Here is a 17,797-nt window from a genome sequence, read left to right as displayed (position 1 = left end):
GGGTCAGTCGTCGTCCTGCGATTCGGCGATCTGGTTCAGCGCGGCGGTGTTGGTGATGCGCAGCCCGCCGCGCCTGATGGCGATCATATGCCGATTGCGCCAGTCGTTGAGCGTCTTGTTGACGGATTCGCGCGTCGCGCCGAGGAACTCGCCGAGCTCCGATTGCGAGATCGGGACCCAGCCGGCCGCGTCGGCCATGACACTGCTGAGGAACACCAGCCGCTTCGCCAGCCGGGCCTCGATGCCGAAGAAGGCCTGGTCGCCGAGCTCGCCGCTGACCCAGCGCAGCCGCGTGCACAGAAGTTCGATCATGGCACGCGCCAACGGCGGATTTTTTTCAATACGATCAAAGAGTTGCGTTCGGCTGAGAGAAACCAGCTCGCATGCGGTGAGGCAGATAGCGGTTGCCGTTCGCGGGCGTCCGTCCAAGGCGCCGATCTCGCCGACAAGGCTGCGCGAGAGCTCGATATTGGCCACCAGCTTCTGTCCGCCCGGCGAATAGAGCGAGATTTCGACGGTACCGTTCATCACGCCGTAGATGCGGTCGGAAGCGTCCTCCTGCACGAACAGGTGCTGACCCGCGGCATAGCGTTCGACCTTGCAGCCGCCGAACAGCAGATCGAACTGACGCGGATCGATCCGTGCCAGGCGCGGCACGGCGCCCCGGTCGTCTACGCCGGCTGTCGACATGATGCGTTTCCGCCTCTCGTTGAGCGGAAATTGTATGACAAGTGCGTGCTCGATCAAGGCCTGGTCTCCTTTCGTGGCGGTCACGGCAGCACGATGGCCTTTGGTCAAGATCGAGCGCCAGACGTGTGCCGCAGGCATCAAATTAGCCGGCGACTTCCCTTGCAATGAGCATCGGAGCGCGCTGGCGGACGCGGACCGATCTTTGAAACGCCGTCCGCGCGCGTGGCGGGAGGTGACCGACGCGCGCGGACAGCAAATCTGAAAATGGCTAGGTGATCGAAATTTCCTGCCGAGGACCGACCCATTTTCAGGCCCGGAAGCCATTCGAGCCCGTGCGTTGAAGCAGAAGCCAGTGCCACCCGGTGCGATATCTGTGCGTGAAGCTCGCGCGGCGTATGTGAAGGCGGTCACAGAAGCGCCTACCGGCCGGCGCGATTGTCATTTGTCGCATGTATGTTCAGACACCGAGCATAGTTGTGCCGAAGCCGAAACAGAATCGGCCGGTTTCCTAGTTGCCTAACAGAATGATCGAAGCATGGTTTGGGACTTGGCTTGACTGGGATTGGCAGCTCACGCCATGGTTTCCACTTCCGAGGAGGGGCATGCCATGGCGCGGAGTCTCCTTGTCAAGGTTCGCGGCGACGGCGCCGGGTTTGCGGCCAAAAGCCGGTCGCTTGGTATCGGAGGGATCGACGCCGAACCGATCCTGACCGTGCCGCCAGGTGCTTCCGGCGCCGACTTCGGGGCAGCAACGGACCGGGGCGCGACCTGGCTGCGGCTTTCCGCTAGGGGCGCGGACTCGGACAATCCCTGGGACGACGCCCACGAAGTTGTGGCTCGCGGTGGAGATGTCGCGATTGCCGGCGCCGATGTCCTGGCGATCGAGCCCGACATCGTTCAGCAATGGGACTACAAGAACGGCAACGGCGACCGCGGCATGTCGGCGAGCGCCAGCCCTGTCTGCGCCTTCGACGACCAGGACCCGAGCGGCAGGCAGGCGACGGTGCCTGGCGTGGTTGCCTGGAACGCCGGGCCGTCCTTCAGCCAGTTCGCCGCTGCCCGCAGCAAGGCCGGCGCCAAGCAGGCCAATATCGCCATCGCCCATCTCGATACCGGCTTCGATCCGGGCCACCGCACCGTGCCGGCTGGGCTTCTCACGGCCAAGCAGCGCAATTTCGTCGACGACGGCACTGGGCCGGACAATGCGACCGATCATGCGCCTGCCGGCACGCTCACCAGCAATCGCGGCCACGGCACCGGAACGCTCAGCCTGCTTGCCGGCAACAAGCTCGACGGCACGTCGCCACATTGGCCGGGTTTCACCGACTTCGTCGGCGGTGCTCCGCAAGCGAAGATCCTTCCAGTGCGCATCGCAGACTGGGTGGTCCGCCTGACCACGGGCACCATGGTGCAGGGGATCGACTATGCGCGCCAGCAAGGCGCGCAGGTGCTGTCGATGAGCATGGGTGGTCTTACCTCCCAGGCCCTGGTCGACGCCGTCAATCTCGCCTACGACCATGGCCTGGTGATGGTTACCGCGGCCGGCAACAATCTTGCCCTCACGCCGCGCAGCATCGTCTATCCGGCACGTTGCAACCGCGTCTTGGCCGCATGTGGCGTGATGGGCGACGGCCGCGCCTATGCCGGGCTCGATTTCGGCACGATGCAGGGCAATTACGGCCCGCCATCGAAGATGAAGACAGCGCTCGGCGCCTACACGCCGAACGTGCCCTGGGCGGAGATCGACTGCGCCAAGGTCGTCGACATGGACGGCAACGGCACCTCTGCGGCGACGCCGCAGGTCGCCGCGGCGGCCGCGCTTTGGCTGGCCGAGCACTGGGACGTCGTGAAGACCTATTCGCAGCCCTGGATGCGCATCGAGGCCGTGCGCTTCGCGCTGTTCAAGGCGGCGCAGAAATCGACGCCGAAGATGAACGCCGCTGAGACGCTGGAGAAGATCGGGCAGGGCGTGGTGCGCGCCTTCGACGCGCTGGCGGTCGCCCCGCCGGCGGAGAACCTGCTGCGGAAACTGCCGCCGGCGACTTATACGTGGAGCTGGCTCGATTTCTTGACCGGGGGCAATTCGCTTGCCGCTCAGTCGTCCGTGGCGTCGCAACGGCAACGCATGCTGGCGCTGGAGCTGATGCAGATGGCGCAAAGCACGGCCGTCGTCGACCAGGCGATCGCCGATCCCGACGGCGACCCGGCCGCCATCTCGGCCGCGGCGCGCAATCGCTATCTCGAAGCCGCCCTGGACGAAGGCAATCCGTCGAAGCCGCTCAGGGCCTTTCTCGAGGGCGTGCTGGGCAGGGCCGGCGCCAAGCCGGTGCCGGCCGCCGCTCCCGCAGCAAGCCCGACGCCGATCAAGCGCAAGCCGCGCCCGCTGCCGCCGCCACAACGGCGCCTGCGCATCTACGCGCTCGACCCTTCGGTCGCCAAGCGATTGGACTCGGTGTCGGTCTACCAGGCAACGCTCTCGGTTCCCTGGGACGACGAGCCGTCGGCCGACAAGGCGCTGCAGCCGGGCCCGATCGGCGAATATCTCGAAGTGCTCGATGTCGATCCGGCATCGAACTGCATCTACGATCCGGTCGACCTCAACGACAAGGTGCTCTTGGCGCAGGACGGCCTGCCGCCCTCGGAAGGCAATCCGAAATTCCACCAGCAGATGGTCTACGCTGTCGCCATGACCACGATCGGCCATTTCGAGCGCGCGCTGGGGCGGCGGGCGCTATGGGCGCCGCACTATTCGCAAACTCCCGGCCGTGCCGGCGACATGACGGTGAAGGCGCATTATGTGCCGCGCCTGCGCATCTATCCGCATGCGCTGCGCGCCGAGAACGCCTATTACAGCCCGGAAAAGAAGGCGCTGCTGTTCGGCTATTTCCCGGCAACCGGCAATGAAGGAGACGTCACCACGCCCGGGACGACGGTGTTCTCGTGCCTCTCCAGCGACATCATCGCGCATGAGATGTCGCATGCGCTGCTCGACGGACTGCATCGCCGCTTCCAGGAGGCGTCGAATCCGGACGTTCCGGCGTTCCATGAGGCCTTTGCCGACATCGTGGCGCTGTTCCAACATTTTACGCTGAAGGAGTTGGTGAATTTCGAGATCGGCAAGGCGAGGGGTGAGTTGTCGGCGGCCTCGCTACTGTCCGGCATCGCCAAGCAGTTCGGCGAGGGCAGCGGCAGGGCCGGACCTTTGCGCGAATATGGCGGCGCCGGCATGGCCGACCTCGATTACGACAAGACCGTCGAGGCGCACGACCGCGGCTCCATCCTCGTCTTCGCCGTCTACCAGGCGTTCATCGCCATCGCCGACCGCCGCACCGACGACCTGATCCAGCTTGCCACCGGCGGCACCGGCATCCTGCCGGCGGGTACGTTGCATCCGAGCCTCGTCGAGCGCCTTACAGACGAGATCGCCAAGACCGCCAGTCAGATGCTGACCATGTGCATCCGCGCGCTCGATTATTGCCCCGCCGTCGACATTACCTTCGGCGAATATCTGCGGGCGCTGATCACAGCCGACCGCGACGCCTATCCCGACGATCCTCTGCACTATCGCCTGGCATTCCTGGAATCCTTCCGCAAGTGGAAGCTTTTGCCGCGCGACGTGCGCACCATTTCGGAAGAGACGCTCGCCTGGAGCGCGCCGGAGGATCCTTCGCCACCCTGGCTGAAGGGGCTGCTGAGCAAGATCGACCTCGGCTGGAACCAGAAGCTGAAGCGCTCCGAGATCTTCGCCCTCAACGACAAGAACCGCTATGCGCTTTGGAAGGCGATGCACAAGGCTTTCGCGTCCGATCCCGACCTCTACAAGCAGTTCGGCCTGCTTCCCGATCTGCCGCGCTACTATGACGACGGTACGGTCATGCACCAGCCGAAGAAGGGCGAGACGACCTTCGACATCTACAGCGTTCGCCCGACGCGGCGCGTCGAGCCGGACGGCTCGTTCCGTGTCGAGGTCGTCGCCGTCATCCAGCAGCGGCTTCCGATCGCTTTCGACGGCATGCCGGCGCCGCAAGGCGTCAATAAGGGTGACGGCTTCTTTTGGTTCCGTGGCGGCGCAACCATCATCATCGACCCGCGCGAAGGCTTTGAGGAGATCCGCTACGCGATCATCAAGAACACCGGCAGCGCGGACCGGCAGAAGCGCCAGGCTGAGACCGTGACAGCGAACTATCTGTCGCCGCTCCGGGCGCTCTATTTCGGCGGCGAGGTCTCCGAGCCCTTCGCCATGCTGCATGCCAGCGACGGAGACGACGATCATGTCTAGGAAGCCAGCAGCAACAAGGCGGCCGCGCAGAGCCGCGACCTCCGCAACAGCGCGCGTTCCTTCCGTCACGGTCCGGCACTATTGCCAGGGCATCGGCGACTGTCACCTGCTCACTTTCACGAAGGCCGATGGCGCGCCGTTCCGCATGCTGATCGATTGCGGCATCCACGTATCGGTCACCGGCGGCCCGGCGCTGGTCGCCGACATCGTCGCCGACCTCAAGAAAGAAACGGGCGGCAAGATCGATGTGCTCGTCGTCACCCATGAGCACTGGGACCATGTTTCGGGATTCCTGACTTCGAAGGACCTCTTCAAGGATTTTTCCGTCGGCGATGTCTGGATGGCTTGGACCGAAAATCCAGCCGACCCTGGAGCCATCGAGCTCGACAAGTTCAAGGGTCAGGCACTGGACGCATTGCAGGGCGCCAGCCAGAAGCTCGACGGCATGCAGGGACTCAACCCGTACATGCAGCGTGTCCGCGACGGCCTGCAGGCCGTGCTCGGCTTCCAGTTCGGCGCCGCCGGGGAGAGGGTACGTTCGGCTCGCAACGCCGCGGCAAACCTATCCGCAAAACCAACGCCCACCTATTTCGAGCCCGGCGGAGCGCCGCAAGCGATCGATGGCCTGCCCAATCTTCGGATTTATGTGCTCGGGCCGCCGCGCGACAAGGCGGCGCTCCGGCTGGAGGAAAAGGCGAGCGAGATGTTCCCGCTCGCCAGCGGCGGGCCGTTCGCGCGGGCGCTCGCATCCGGGCTAAAGATGAACCAGGCCGACGATCCGACCTACATCGACGAGCTCAGCCCTTTCGAACGCAACATCGGCACGCCGCTCTCGGCAGCGCTGAACGGCGACAAGGGCAGCGACCCGGTCGTCGATATCGGCGCCTTTACCCGCAAGCAATATTCCGGGTCGGTCTCCGGAGCTGCCCCCATGGAGGACCGCGACCAATCATGGCGCCGCATCGACGCAGACTGGATGGGGATCGCCGCCGACCTCGCGCTGCAGCTCGACCGCGGCGTCAACAACACCAGCCTGGTGCTCGCCTTCGAACTCATCGACAGCGGCAGGGTGTTCCTGTTCCCGGGCGACGCCCAGATCGGTAACTGGCTGAGCTGGAAGGACCTGAAATGGCCGGTCGGACAATCTACCGTCACATCGGCCGATCTTCTGGCGCGCACCGTCTATCTCAAGGTCGCCCATCACGGCAGCCAGAACGCGACGCCGCAGAAGCAGGGGTTTGACCTGCTGGTCAGCTCCGACCTGTCGGCGTTCATTCCCACCAATAAGTTGGATGCGGTGAAGGTGCATTGGGGCGAGATGCCCTATGATCCGATTCTGACCGCGCTCGAAGCAAAGACCAAGGGCCGCGTCATCCGCGCCGACGATCACTGGCTGGCCAATGCGGGTGGAAAACCGGCTTTCGCTTCGCCGTCGGGTTCCATCCTGGCCGTACGCAGCGCCCCGCGCGATCCTGCTCGCGGTCCGGGTGGGCTGTGGGTCGAGGTGGATTTGGCTTAGAGAATCGGCAACGCGACGCGCAGCACGCGGATCGTGTCGTCAGGGCGCATATCGGACCGATTGCGGAAAATCGAAATCTGATCTAATGAGCGCTCGGCTGATTGAGGGCGGCCATCCATCTCGTTTCCGTAGGTCGCCCCATGCCCGATGAATTCTCGCGCATAATCGCATTTCTTGCCGTGGTCATGGCCTTGCTGTTTGCCGGGATTCATTTCCATCACGGCAACATCGTCGCCACGCTCTATTTCATGACCGGCGCCATCCTGGTGACGGCAGTGACACATTTGAGCGTGAGAAGAGGGCTGATCTAAGCGCCGGCGGCGTCCAGATTTTTATGAGATTTCATGGGGCCAGATCATCCAACATTCTCAGGAAGTTGGATGGTGGGCGATGCAGGGATTGAACCTGCGACCCCACCCGTGTGAAGGGTGTGCTCTCCCGCTGAGCTAATCGCCCGCTCATTGCCCGAAGGCCGAAGCGAGCCGCGATATAAGGGAGGCAGGCGCGCGAAGTCAAGGCAGTGTGCCGACGATCTGCGACGATCGAATTTGCCGGTCCTCGGCAGGCTTGAAAAGCCGGGACTCAGCGCGCCGCGGCGATCAGCCGTTCGGCCAGATCCGGCGTCAGCGTGTCGAAATGCGAGATCACCAGCGTCGGCTCGAACTCGCGCACGTGGCGGTCCGTGTAGCCGAAATCGACCGCCACCACCGGAATGCCGGCGGCCTTGGCGGTGTCGATGTCGGTTTGCGAATCGCCGACCATCACGGCGCTGTGCGGATCGCCGCCGGCCAGCTTGATGGTCTCGATCAGGTGGCGCGGATCGGGCTTGCGGAAGGCGAAGGTGTCTTGGCCGCAGATGGCGGCGAAATATTTGTCCATGTCAAGCGCGCCGATCAACGCCACCGAATTCGCTTCGTATTTGTTGGTGCAGACCGCCATCAGGTAGCCGGCGGCCCGGAAACGGTCGAGCGCCGCGATGACACCGGAGTAGGGACGCGACTTGCCTGGAATGTTGATCGTGTAATGGTCGAGGAAGAGTTTCAGCAGCCGGTCGTGTTCTTCCGTCATGAGCGATTTGTTCTGCGCCGCATGCGCGCGCTCGATCATGACGCGGCCGCCATGGCCGACGAAGCGCCTGAAGCCGGCTTCGTCGACTGCAGCAAGTTCTCCGGCCGCCAGGCTGTGGTTGAGGCTGTCGAGCAGGTCCGGCGCGGTGTCGATGAGCGTCCCGTCGAGGTCGAACACGATTATCGGTCGGGTCATGGCCAGTCCTGCAGCGGTTGAAATGCCGCAGCCGATACAAGCTGCGCGCTGGCCAAGCAAGCAGCCTCTATCGGTCCACAGGCGAAGCCTTTGACGGGACAGGCAAAAATGCTAGGACGCGCGCGAAACCAGCGAAATCGGGGCAAAAGCGTGGATACAAGACAGCTGAAGGTCGAAGCCGCGCGCGCAGCGCTCGTCCACGTCAGTGACGGCATGCGGCTCGGCATCGGCACCGGCACGACCGCCGACGCGTTCGTGCGGCTGCTCGCCGAAAGGGTGGCGACCGGCCTCACCGTCATCGGCGTGCCCACTTCCGAGCGCACCGCGGCACTCTGTCGCGAGCTCGGCGTGCCGCTGTCGACGTTGGAGGAAACGCCCGAGCTCGACCTCACGATCGACGGCGCCGACGAGATCGATCCCACGCTAACATTGATCAAGGGTGGCGGCGGCGCGCTGTTGCGCGAAAAGATCGTCGCGGCGACGTCCAAGCGCATGATCGTCATTGCCGACCAATCCAAGATGGTCGAGACCCTCGGTCGCTTCCCGCTGCCGATCGAAGTCAACAAGTTCGGCCTGCGCGCCACCGAGATCGCGGTCGGCGCGGCCGCGGCAAGCCTCGGCCTTGCCGGCCCGGTTACATTGAGGATGACGGGGGGACAGCCATTTGTTACAGACGGCGGCCACTTTATCCTCGATGCATCTTTTGGCCGCATTCCGGATACAAGAGCGCTTTCGAATGCTCTTTTCGCCATTCCAGGCGTCGTCGAGCACGGTCTATTCATCGGGCTGGCGTCAACGGCCATCATCGCCGGCGGCGACGGCATCCAAACCGTCCATGCCGCCCGAAAACCAGGGAGTTCTATCGACCATGATGTTGCATAAACGGGTTCGCCGCCTTTTGACGCTTCTGGCGGCCTCAGCCGTCCTTGCGCTGTCCTCGCCGGCGTTTTCGCAGGATATCAGCGAATCGCATCTCAAGGCCGCGCGGGCCGCAGTTGTGGCTATCCACGCCACCGACCCGTTCGACAACATACTGCCGCAGGCGGCGGCCGCGCTCGAGAACCAGCTGATCCAGAAGAACCCCGACATGCAGGAGCTGATCGGGAAGACCGTCACCGAGAAGGCGATCGGCCTCGCCTCGCGGCGCGCCGACCTCGAGAAGGAGGCGGCGCTCGCCTACGCCAAGGTGTTCTCCGAAAAGGACCTCAACGATATCGCCACCTTCTACAGCTCTGATGCCGGCAAGAAGCTGCTCGACAGCGGCCCAGCGGTGACGCGCGATCTCGTGAAGGCGGCCGACATCTGGCAGAACGGCGTCGCCCGCGATCTCGCCCAGCAGGTCGGCGAGACCCTTGCCGCCGCCGCCAAGGCCGCGGCCCCGGCCAAGCCTGCGCAGGATGCGACTGCTCCCGCCGACAACTCTGCTCCTGCAGACGGCTCGGCTCCTGCCGATAATTCGCAGAACTGATCCGCACAGCCATTTCAGCCGGTCACAGCGGCTGGATCAGGAGAGCCCGGGTTTCCCGGGCTTTTCTTTTGGCGCTTGGCAGCCTACCTCTGGCGCACCCTTTTCATTTCCCAGGAGCCCATCCGATGGCCGGTTACGACTACGATCTTTTCGTCATCGGCGGTGGTTCCGGCGGGGTGAGGGCGGCCCGTATGGCGGCGTCCCTCGGCAAGCGCGTCGCCATCGCCGAGGAATATCGTTACGGCGGCACCTGCGTCATCCGCGGCTGCGTGCCGAAGAAGCTCTATGTCTATGCCTCGCAGTTTCCCGAGCATTTCGCCGACGCCGCCGGCTATGGCTGGACGGTGCCCGAAGCACGCTTCGACTGGCCGACTCTGGTCGCCAACAAGGACAAGGAGATCGCGAGGTTGGAGGCGATCTACAAGAAGAATGTCGAGGGCGCGGGCGGCGAGACCTTTCACTCGCGCGCCGTGCTCGTCGATCCGCATTCTGTTTATCTCACTGCCGAAGACCGCACCGTCAGCGCCGATCAGATCCTGATCGCCACCGGCGGCCGTCCGGCGCCGCATCCTGCGCTTTCCGGCCACGAATACTGCATCTTCTCCAACGAGGCCTTCGACCTCAAGGAATTGCCGAAGGCGATCATGATCGAGGGCGGCGGCTACATCGCCGTCGAATTCGCAAACATCTTTCATGGGCTCGGCGTCGACACCACGCTTGTCTACCGTGGCCAGGAGATCCTTAGCCGCTTCGACATGGACCTTCGCCGCTCGCTGCACGAGACGATGGAGAAGAAGGGGATCAGGATCCTCTGCCACGCGGTTTCCGAATGGGTGCGGAAGAATCGTGAAGGCAGGCTGGACGTGCTGCTCTCAGGCGGCCAGACGCTGACGGTCGACCAGGTCATGCTGGCGATCGGCCGCATTCCCAATACGGAGAATATGGGGCTCGAAGGCGTCGGCGTGGAACTCGGCAAGACGGGCGCGATCGTCGTCGATGAATATTCCCGCACCAATATCGAGAACATCTGGGCGATCGGCGACGTCACCCACCGCGTGCAACTGACGCCGGTGGCCATCCACGAAGCGATGTGTTTCATCGAAACCGCCTTCAAGGGCAACCCGACCTCGCCGGACCACGACACCATCCCGACGGCCGTGTTCTCGCAGCCTGAAATCGGCACCGTCGGTCTGTCCGAGGACGAGGCGGTCAAGCGCTTCCCGGAAATCGAGGTCTATCGGGCTTCCTTCCGTCCGATGCGGCACACGCTGTCGGGCCGCGACGAGAAGATGCTTATGAAACTGGTGGTCGACGGCGTATCGAGGAAAGTGCTCGGAGCCCATATTCTCGGCCCCGACGCCGGCGAGATGGCGCAGCTGCTCGGCATTCCGTTGAAGGCGGGGCTGACCAAGGACGATTTCGACCGCACCATGGCCGTCCACCCGACCGCGGCCGAGGAACTGGTCACCATGTATAAGCCGACCTATCGCGTGAAGAATGGCGTGCGAGTCTAAAGCGCGTCGCGCTGAAGCGGATTCAGGCGACGCGCTTTAGGTCTTTGTTTTGACGCATGTCGTTCTCCCAAAACCGCTGCACACTTTTGGGCGACATGCAATAAGCGGTGGCTTGGAGCCGCCGCCGGCAAAGTCGGCGGCGGTGATACCCAAGTTCAAAGCAGGGTGCCGCGCAGGATTACCAGCGCCACCGAGAAGTAGATCACCAGCCCGGTGACGTCGACCAGCGTGGCGACGAACGGCGCCGAGGCGCTCGCGGGATCGAAGCCGATGCGCTTCAGCGCGAAAGGCAGCATCGATCCTGACAGCGACCCGAAGGCGACGATACCGACCAGTGCGGCGCCCACCGTTGCCGCGATCAGCATCCAGTGGGGGCCGTAGTCGTAGAGGCCGAGATACTGCCAGAGCATGATCCGGCAGATGCCGACGACGCCGAGGATGGAGCCCAGCACCAGCCCGGTCGGCAGCTCGCGCAGCGCCACTCGCCACCAGTCGCGCAGGCCGATCTCGCGCAGCGCCAGCGCTCGGATGACCAGCGAGGTCGCCTGCGAGCCGGAATTGCCGCCCGAGCTCATGATCAGCGGGATGAAGAGGGTGAGCACGATCGCCTTCTCCAGTTCGCCTTCGTAGCTTTGCATGGCGTTGGCCGTCAGCATCTCGCTGAGGAACAGCGCGCAGAGCCAGCCCGCCCGCTTCTGGATCATGGCGAGGAAGCCCATCTTCATATAGGGCTCGTCCAGCGCCTCCATGCCGCCGAAACGGTGCACGTCCTCGGTCGTCTCCTCGACCATAGTGTCGATGATGTCGTCGACGGTGACGATGCCAAGGATCCTGCCGTGATCCACAACCGGCAAGGCAAGCAGGTCGTATTTGGAGATAGTCTGCGCGAGCGTCTCGCGATCGGTCAGCGGCGTGACCGTCACCGGCATGCGATCCGGCGCCACCGACAGGATCAAGTCCTCCGGCTCGCCGGTGATCAGCCGGCGCAAGCCGGTCGCCCGCAGCAGGAGCTGCGTTTCCGGATCGACGATGTAGATCGCATAGACCGTCTCGCGCGTCCGCTCGACCTTGCGGATGTAGTCGAGCGTGCGGCCGACGGTCCAGTCCGAAGGAACGCTGACGAATTCCGTCGTCATGATCGAGGCGGCGCTGCCCTCGGGGTAGCCGAGAATGGAAAGCAGCGTCGCGCGCAGCGGCGGGGCAAGCGCGCCGAGCAGCTCGGAGCGGGCCGCCGCGTCGAGCTCGCGCAGGATGTCGGCCGCGCGGTCGACCGACATGGCGGTCAAAAGCTCGCTCGCCTTGGAGCGCGGCAAGGCTTCGGTGAGCTTCGGCGCGTTTTCGAGCTCCGGCTGGTCGAAGATTTCGACCAACCGCTCGAACGGCACCGCGCAGAGCAGCTCGACGGCCGTCTCATGGGGTTCGTGGTTGAGGGCTTCGACGACGTCGGCGACGTGATCGTTGGCAAGAACACGGGCGACGGCGATCGCTTCGTCGTCCAATACGGGTGCGAATTCGTTCATGGCTCACTCCTTGCCGTCCGGCAGGACGTGAGCCATCAGGTCACGTCAAGGCGGACGGCGGTTGCGTTCGACTGTGACTGTCGCCAGGCATGGCGGGCTGACCTTTCCGCTCGCTGGTTTCGGGTTGGAATTCTGCGAGCGGGCGCAACATAGGAGCGCGCTTTGTCGAGTCAATCGTGGAGAGCGCGGAAAATGAACGAATGCACGCCGGCTCGCGAGACTGTGATCGGCGGCAGCCGCGACCGAACCAGGCCGGCCGGTCAAAGGCTTGGTATGACTGCTATTTCTGCTTCAGCCGGCGGAAGCGCAGCCATTTGTCCTCGGCTGGCCTGGGCGGCTGGGCGAGGATGGTCGTGAGCTCGCGCGGCAGGGTGGGGACCAGCGGCTTCTTGGTCGCGACGCCGTCGGCGATCGCGACAACGCTGTGGTAGAATTCCTCTCCGGAGAGCGACCGCGGCGGCACGGCCTCGTGCATCACGCTGATCACGGTGACATCGGGGCAGTTGCCCTTGATCGCCTCGTGGAAGGCGATCTTGCCTTCAGGATCGAGCGCGCCGGTCGCCTCGTCGAGGAACAGCAGCCCAGGCTGCTGCAGGATGATGCGGGCGACCACCAGCTTCTGCTTCTGGCCGCCGGACAGGACCTGATCCCAGATCTTGCCCTCGCGGCTCTCGTCAGTCAGGTGCTCGATGAATTCACCGAGACCGGCTTTATGCAAGGCCGCCGCGACCTGCATGTCGCTGTGGTCGTTCTCGGAGCCCGGCAGGCAGACAAGCTGCTTCAGCGAGACCTGCTGCAGCTTCACTTCCTGGGCGGCGTAAAAGCTCGTCACCCCTTCCGGGAACACGATAGTGCCGCGGCCATAGGGCCACAGGCCGTTGATCGCCTTGATCAGCGAGGTCTTGCCGCAACCGGACTCGCCCTTGAGGAAGGTCCATTCACCCCGGCGGAAGCGCAAGTTGGCGGCGCTGAGGAAGGGCGTTGCATCCTCGCCCTGATGCGCCAGCTCGAGCTTCTGGATGGTCAGGCCGAAGACAGGGTTTTGCGTGGCGTAGCTAAAGTCCGAACGACCGGTCTGGCGATAGAATTCCTGCGGCTGCTGGACGTTCTCGACGGCGTTGGCAAGCTCGGTCACGCGCTGGCTGTTGGCCCGGAGCGTCGCGATCGCCGGCATGACATGGATGAACCACGAACACTGGCTGATCAGTTGGGCGACCATTTCGGAGCCGGTGATGTAACCCTTCAGATCGAAGCCGTTGTGGATGAACGGCACCAGACCGGGGCCGTAGGAGACGATACGGGCGCCGATGAAATTGTAGATCAGCTCGAACGACGTGTAGCTGGTGTTGACGACGTTCAGCCGGCCCCAAGTCTTGTCGATGTCGACATAGAGCCTGTCGTGCATGGTCTTCTGCACATCCTCGCCATGCGAGGCGGCGACATGGAAGCTGCGGCGCAGGAATGTCGTCAACTCGGCGCGATAGCTGCCCTCGGCCTGCTGCATGCGTATGTTGAGGCGCTCGAGCATGCCGCCGAGCTTGACCGCAATCCAGGTGTTGAGCGGCACGTAAGTAGCGACCGCCAGGAAGGCGAGCACGGCGCTGCCATAGCTGCCGAGAAACTCCAGCCCTTTGACCTCCACGGAGGCTCCGATGAGATTCTCGCCGACGAAGTAGAGCGAGGTCGCGACACCCAGCACGCCCATGGCGAGGCCGATCGCGCCGCCCGTCATGTCCTTGATCGATTCCTGGATGCGCTGGTCTATGTTGTCGGGAGCGACGATGCTTCCGGCCACGGAACCATGCTGGGCATGGAAATGGGTATGGTTGCCGTCGAGCAGCGCCTGGTTGAACTGGCTGTTCAGCCAGCCGCGCCATTTGCGATGCAAGGTCGTCGAAACGAGGTTGCGCACGCCGGTGAAACCGGCATCCTTGAGCACGACCAGCAGCACCAATATGCCGGCATTGGTGAGAAGCGCCTGCAGCGGATTGGTGTTGGCGGCGTCGTGGAAGAAGGCGATCGAATTCACCATCTCGCCGGACGCCATGGCAAACCAGACGCCTGCCTTGCTGGAGAGCGCGGTGAGCAGCGCAATCACGAGGGTGAGGGTCCAGGCTTCCTTCCAGCGGTCGGAGAACCAGTAGGCTCGCATCAGCCCCCAGAAGGTACGCATCGACGATACCGGCGTCAGGTGCGAGGGCTTTGCCGCCTCGCTGGGTAGTTCTGCCGGTACTGTACGTCGCGGTCTGCCGACCCGAATCACGATCCCGCCCAAACCTTTCTTGTTTTGTTACACATGGTAACACCAATTGATCATTTTCCATTAATTTTCTGCCCCCGAATGTGAACAGGGTTACCCGCAGTGGCATGAAGGCAACAGGAGAGCATCGACGGCTGGTTGCCCTCAGCAGGGATTTTGTGTTTTATTCCAGAAGGTTGACGGCAACGATCCAAGGCATCGCCGCCTTTCCCCTAGGGAAACTAAAAACACGGCTTTGTGAACGGAAAAGCGTGCCGGCCGGCCCGGTTTCGCTATTGGGCGGCAACTGGAATGCTCGAAAAACCGCCGCCCTCGATTCGATCCAACCGTCATTTTTCCGAGCCCATGACGGGGCGCCGGCTCAGGTCGAGCCGAGCTATATGACGGTGATTTTGGCGCCGAAGGGCCGGCGACCTTGACCAGGAGCCCCGGCGAGCAGAGCTGCCTCGACTATCTACCGAGTTCGGTCACGGCAACAGCTGAAGCGAGGGAGCCAATCACTTGCCTGTCATCAACCAAGGGATTGACTTCGGGCGGCAGCGGCCGCGGCTTCTCGTCAGCAAGGCGAAGGTGATGGCAAAATAAACTTCAGGTCAGCCCGCGGTTTCCAGCTCGCCGCGCGCCTTGGCCTGGGCGACCTGGCGAATGGCGTCGGCAAGCGTGTCGGCGTCCTGCGCGCCCATCACGGCATATTTGCCCTCGAGCAGGAAGCAGGGCACGCCGGTGATGCCCATTCGCGAGGCGGTGGCGATCTCGTTGCGGACGGCGTCGACATCGGCGTCCGTCGGCAAGAGCGTTTCAACCACGGAGGCGTCCATGCCGGCTTCGCGGGCTGCCTCGGTCAGCACGGCAAAATCGCCGAGATCAGCCCCTTCCTCGAAATTCAGCTGGAAGAGGCGGCGCACCAGCCGGTTCTGCACATCCTCGCCGGCGGCACCCGCCCAGCGGATGACGCGGTGCGCGTCCAGCGTGTTCGGCGCGACCTTGATGGCACCGAAGGCGAAATGGATGCCTTCCGCTTCACCGAGCGGTTCGATGCGCGCATGGATCTGGCGGATGCGCTCCTCGCTGCCGAATTTGCCCAGCATGTATTGGCGGCGATCCATGCCTCCTTGCGGAATGGTCGGATCGAGCTGGAAGGGCCGCCAGCGCACATGCACCCCGACATCGCCGACAGCGGCGATCGCCTTATCCAGCCGCTTCTGGCCGATGAAACACCAGGGGCAGACGACATCGGACACCACATCGACGGTGATCGAGTTCTCGGCTGTCATGGTCGTCTCCGCATTTTGCGCCGGTCGGGGTTTGCGTCAGTTGGGCTTTCGCCACCATGCCGGCAGCTGATAGCCGAATATGGGGGTCTTTTGCGGATGTTCCAGGTAGCTCCAGTAAGCCAGCCACTGCTGCGTGTTGTATTGCATGGGCACGATGTAGTTGCCGGAGATCAGCAGCCGGTCGAGAACGCGCACCGCGGCGACGTAGTCCTCCTTGGCGCGGGCATTCAGCATGGCGTTGATCGCGGCGTCGACCGCCGGGTCGGCGACACCAGCGAGGTTGAACGAACCTTCCTGCTTGGCAGCGACCGATCCCCAGCGCCCAAGTTGCTCGCTGCCGGGCGAAAGCGAATTGTTGAAGCCGCTCGTTCCAATCAGAACCTCGAAGTCGAACCGCTGCTTGCGCGACTGGATCTGGTCGCCGTCGAGGCTGCGGATGGTAACATCGATGCCGATCTTCTCCAGCGTGCGCTGATAGAGCGCCGCAAGCCGCTCCTCATCTTGCGATGACGTCATGATTTCGAAGCCGAAGGGATTCCCCTGGGGATCGACCATTCTGCCGCCTTCTACATGATAGCCGGCGCCTTTCAGCATCTCGAAAGCCGCTCGCAGCACCTTGCGGTCCTGGCCGGAGCCGTCGGTGACCGGCGGCCGCCAGCTGCCGTCCATCACCTCGGCAGGCACGCGGCCGGGGTAGGGGGCGAGCAGCGCCTTCTCCCGCTCGTCGGCCGGATGGCCGAGCGCCGACAGCTCGGAGTTCTGCCAAAAGCTCATCGTGCGGTTGAACTTGCCGGCGAAGAGGTTCTTGTTCGCCCACTCGAAGTCGTAGAGCATGCCTAGCGCGCGCCGCACGACCGGATCGGCAAATTTCGGCAGCCTGGTGTTGAACAGGAAGCCCGTCACCACAGGCGGAATGCCGGTGTCGAAATATTCCTGCTTCACGTCACCCTTGCGAAAGGCCGGGAAGTCGATATCGCGGTCGCGCTTGACCGGATCGGTCTCGTCGTCGAGGGCGCAGATGCCTTTCTTGAAGGCTTCCGTCTTGGCGTTGGCGTTGAGGAAATACTCGATGGTGATCTGGTCGAAATTGTCGAAGCCGCGTTTCGAGGGAATATCCTTGCCCCAATAATCGGGATTGCGCTTGAAGACGATGCGCTGGCCGGGCTGCACCTTGTCCACCGTGTAGGGGCCACTGCCGATCAGCGGCTTCAGCGTGGTCTTGTCGAAGCTGTCCCTGTCGAAAGCGTGCTTGGGGATGATCGGCGTCAGCGCGATGATCAGCGGAAATTCGCGATTGGCCTTGTCATTGAAGGTGAATTTCACGCTGTGGTCGCCGGTCTTCTCCAGCTTGGCGATCATGCTCATGCGGTCGCTGTAAGGCGGGCGGCCCTTGTCGGTGAAGACATCGTAGGTGAACAGCACGTCCTCCGGCGTCACCGGCTGGCCATCCGACCATTTGGCATTGGGGTTGAGATGGAACTCGATGCTCTTGCGCTCCGAGTCCATGTCGGCGCTGTCGGCGAGAAGGCCGTAGAGGCTGAAAGGCTCGTTGTAATTGCGCTGCATCAACGGCTCGAAGATGAGATTGCCGTAGACGGTGTCGATCATGCCGCGCGCGGTGGTGCGCAGGCTCTTGAGTATGAAGGGGTTGAGGTTGTCGAAGCTGCCGACCACGCAATAGGTGACGCTGCCGCCTTTCGGCGCATCGGGATTGACGTAGTCGAAATGCTGATAGCCCGCAGGCAGCGCCGGCTCGCCCTGCATGGCGATGCCGTGCTTCGGCTCCGACAAAGCCGGAAGCAGCGAGAGGGCCAGAAACGAGGGCGCGGCGATCAGCCGAACGAGAACGCGGTCCATGACCGTCTCCTTACCGGGCGGCTTTGTGATTCGACACGCACCCTAGAGCATTTCGCCCCCCGATTGAATCGGCGCGCCAATGGGAATTGGGTTCGGCCGGTCCATCGCCAATCCGGGGTTCGTCGAGTGACTTCGAACCGAGAAGAAATCGCG

Annotated in this window: 13 protein-coding genes and 1 tRNA gene; 7 read left to right on the top strand and 7 right to left on the bottom strand. The window is 63.5% G+C overall.

Translation table 11 applies throughout. The features are described from left to right. Positions 1–3: 3 nt before the first annotated feature. Positions 4–690, bottom strand: coding sequence for a Crp/Fnr family transcriptional regulator (locus tag RFM40_RS02685; protein ID WP_320226044.1), 687 nt, complete (start codon positions 688–690; stop codon positions 4–6). Positions 691–1,297: 607 nt separating this feature from the next. Between RFM40_RS02685 and RFM40_RS02680 the strand changes: the two genes are divergently transcribed. The 3 genes from RFM40_RS02680 (at position 1,298) to RFM40_RS02670 (ending at position 6,799) form a co-directional block, all read left to right on the top strand. After that, entirely contained in the window at positions 1,298–4,969 is a 3,672-nt protein-coding gene (locus RFM40_RS02680) for a S8 family serine peptidase (protein ID WP_320277072.1), read from the top strand. Further along, entirely contained in the window at positions 4,962–6,488 is a 1,527-nt protein-coding gene (locus RFM40_RS02675; protein ID WP_320277071.1) for an MBL fold metallo-hydrolase, read from the top strand. Before RFM40_RS02680 ends, RFM40_RS02675 begins: the two co-directional genes overlap by 8 nt. A gap of 140 nt (positions 6,489–6,628) precedes the next feature. Beyond that, a complete protein-coding gene (locus tag RFM40_RS02670; protein WP_320277070.1) occupies positions 6,629–6,799 on the top strand; it encodes a hypothetical protein in 171 nt (56 codons plus the stop codon). A gap of 70 nt (positions 6,800–6,869) precedes the next feature. Here the strand turns inward: RFM40_RS02670 and RFM40_RS02665 are convergent. Together RFM40_RS02665 and RFM40_RS02660 are read right to left on the bottom strand one after the other, a co-directional pair. Further along, positions 6,870–6,944: transfer RNA gene (locus tag RFM40_RS02665), tRNA-Val, on the bottom strand. A 126-nt stretch (positions 6,945–7,070) separates the two neighbouring features. Continuing rightward, the gene (locus RFM40_RS02660) at positions 7,071–7,751 is read right to left on the bottom strand and encodes a phosphoglycolate phosphatase (RefSeq protein ID WP_320277069.1); all 681 of its coding nucleotides are present in this window, start codon (positions 7,749–7,751) and stop codon (positions 7,071–7,073) included. Positions 7,752–7,901: 150 nt separating this feature from the next. Between RFM40_RS02660 and rpiA the strand changes: the two genes are divergently transcribed. The 3 genes from rpiA (at position 7,902) to gor (ending at position 10,733) form a co-directional block, all read left to right on the top strand. After that, the gene (gene rpiA, locus RFM40_RS02655; RefSeq protein WP_320277068.1) at positions 7,902–8,633 is read left to right on the top strand and encodes a ribose-5-phosphate isomerase RpiA; all 732 of its coding nucleotides are present in this window, start codon (positions 7,902–7,904) and stop codon (positions 8,631–8,633) included. Then, positions 8,620–9,219 (top strand): DUF2059 domain-containing protein, encoded by a 600-nt coding sequence (locus RFM40_RS02650; protein ID WP_320225941.1) that lies wholly within the window; start codon positions 8,620–8,622, stop codon positions 9,217–9,219. The genes rpiA and RFM40_RS02650 overlap by 14 nt, the downstream gene beginning before the upstream one ends. A gap of 125 nt (positions 9,220–9,344) precedes the next feature. After that, the gene (gor, locus tag RFM40_RS02645) at positions 9,345–10,733 is read left to right on the top strand and encodes a glutathione-disulfide reductase (protein ID WP_320225942.1); all 1,389 of its coding nucleotides are present in this window, start codon (positions 9,345–9,347) and stop codon (positions 10,731–10,733) included. Between the two features lie 155 nt (positions 10,734–10,888). On the opposite strand, the gene mgtE is transcribed toward gor, so the two are convergent. Together mgtE and RFM40_RS02635 are read right to left on the bottom strand one after the other, a co-directional pair. Next, a complete protein-coding gene (gene mgtE / locus RFM40_RS02640; RefSeq protein WP_320225943.1) occupies positions 10,889–12,253 on the bottom strand; it encodes a magnesium transporter in 1,365 nt (454 codons plus the stop codon). A gap of 280 nt (positions 12,254–12,533) precedes the next feature. Further along, positions 12,534–14,426, bottom strand: coding sequence for an ABC transporter ATP-binding protein/permease (locus RFM40_RS02635; RefSeq protein WP_320225944.1), 1,893 nt, complete (start codon positions 14,424–14,426; stop codon positions 12,534–12,536). 194 nt (positions 14,427–14,620) lie between these two features. Between RFM40_RS02635 and RFM40_RS02630 the strand changes: the two genes are divergently transcribed. Beyond that, on the top strand, positions 14,621–14,932 hold the full coding sequence (locus RFM40_RS02630; RefSeq protein ID WP_320225945.1) for a hypothetical protein: 312 nt from the start codon (positions 14,621–14,623) through the stop codon (positions 14,930–14,932). Between the two features lie 174 nt (positions 14,933–15,106). On the opposite strand, the gene RFM40_RS02625 is transcribed toward RFM40_RS02630, so the two are convergent. Both RFM40_RS02625 and RFM40_RS02620 read right to left on the bottom strand, forming a co-directional pair. Further along, positions 15,107–15,787, bottom strand: coding sequence for a DsbA family oxidoreductase (locus RFM40_RS02625; RefSeq protein ID WP_320225946.1), 681 nt, complete (start codon positions 15,785–15,787; stop codon positions 15,107–15,109). A gap of 36 nt (positions 15,788–15,823) precedes the next feature. Further along, on the bottom strand, positions 15,824–17,644 hold the full coding sequence (locus RFM40_RS02620) for an extracellular solute-binding protein (protein ID WP_320277067.1): 1,821 nt from the start codon (positions 17,642–17,644) through the stop codon (positions 15,824–15,826). Positions 17,645–17,797: the final 153 nt, after the last annotated feature.

The organism is Mesorhizobium captivum (genome assembly GCF_033977165.1).
Lineage (GTDB): Bacteria > Pseudomonadota > Alphaproteobacteria > Rhizobiales > Rhizobiaceae > Mesorhizobium > Mesorhizobium captivum.
This window is presented reverse-complemented; position numbering and strand designations above follow the sequence as displayed.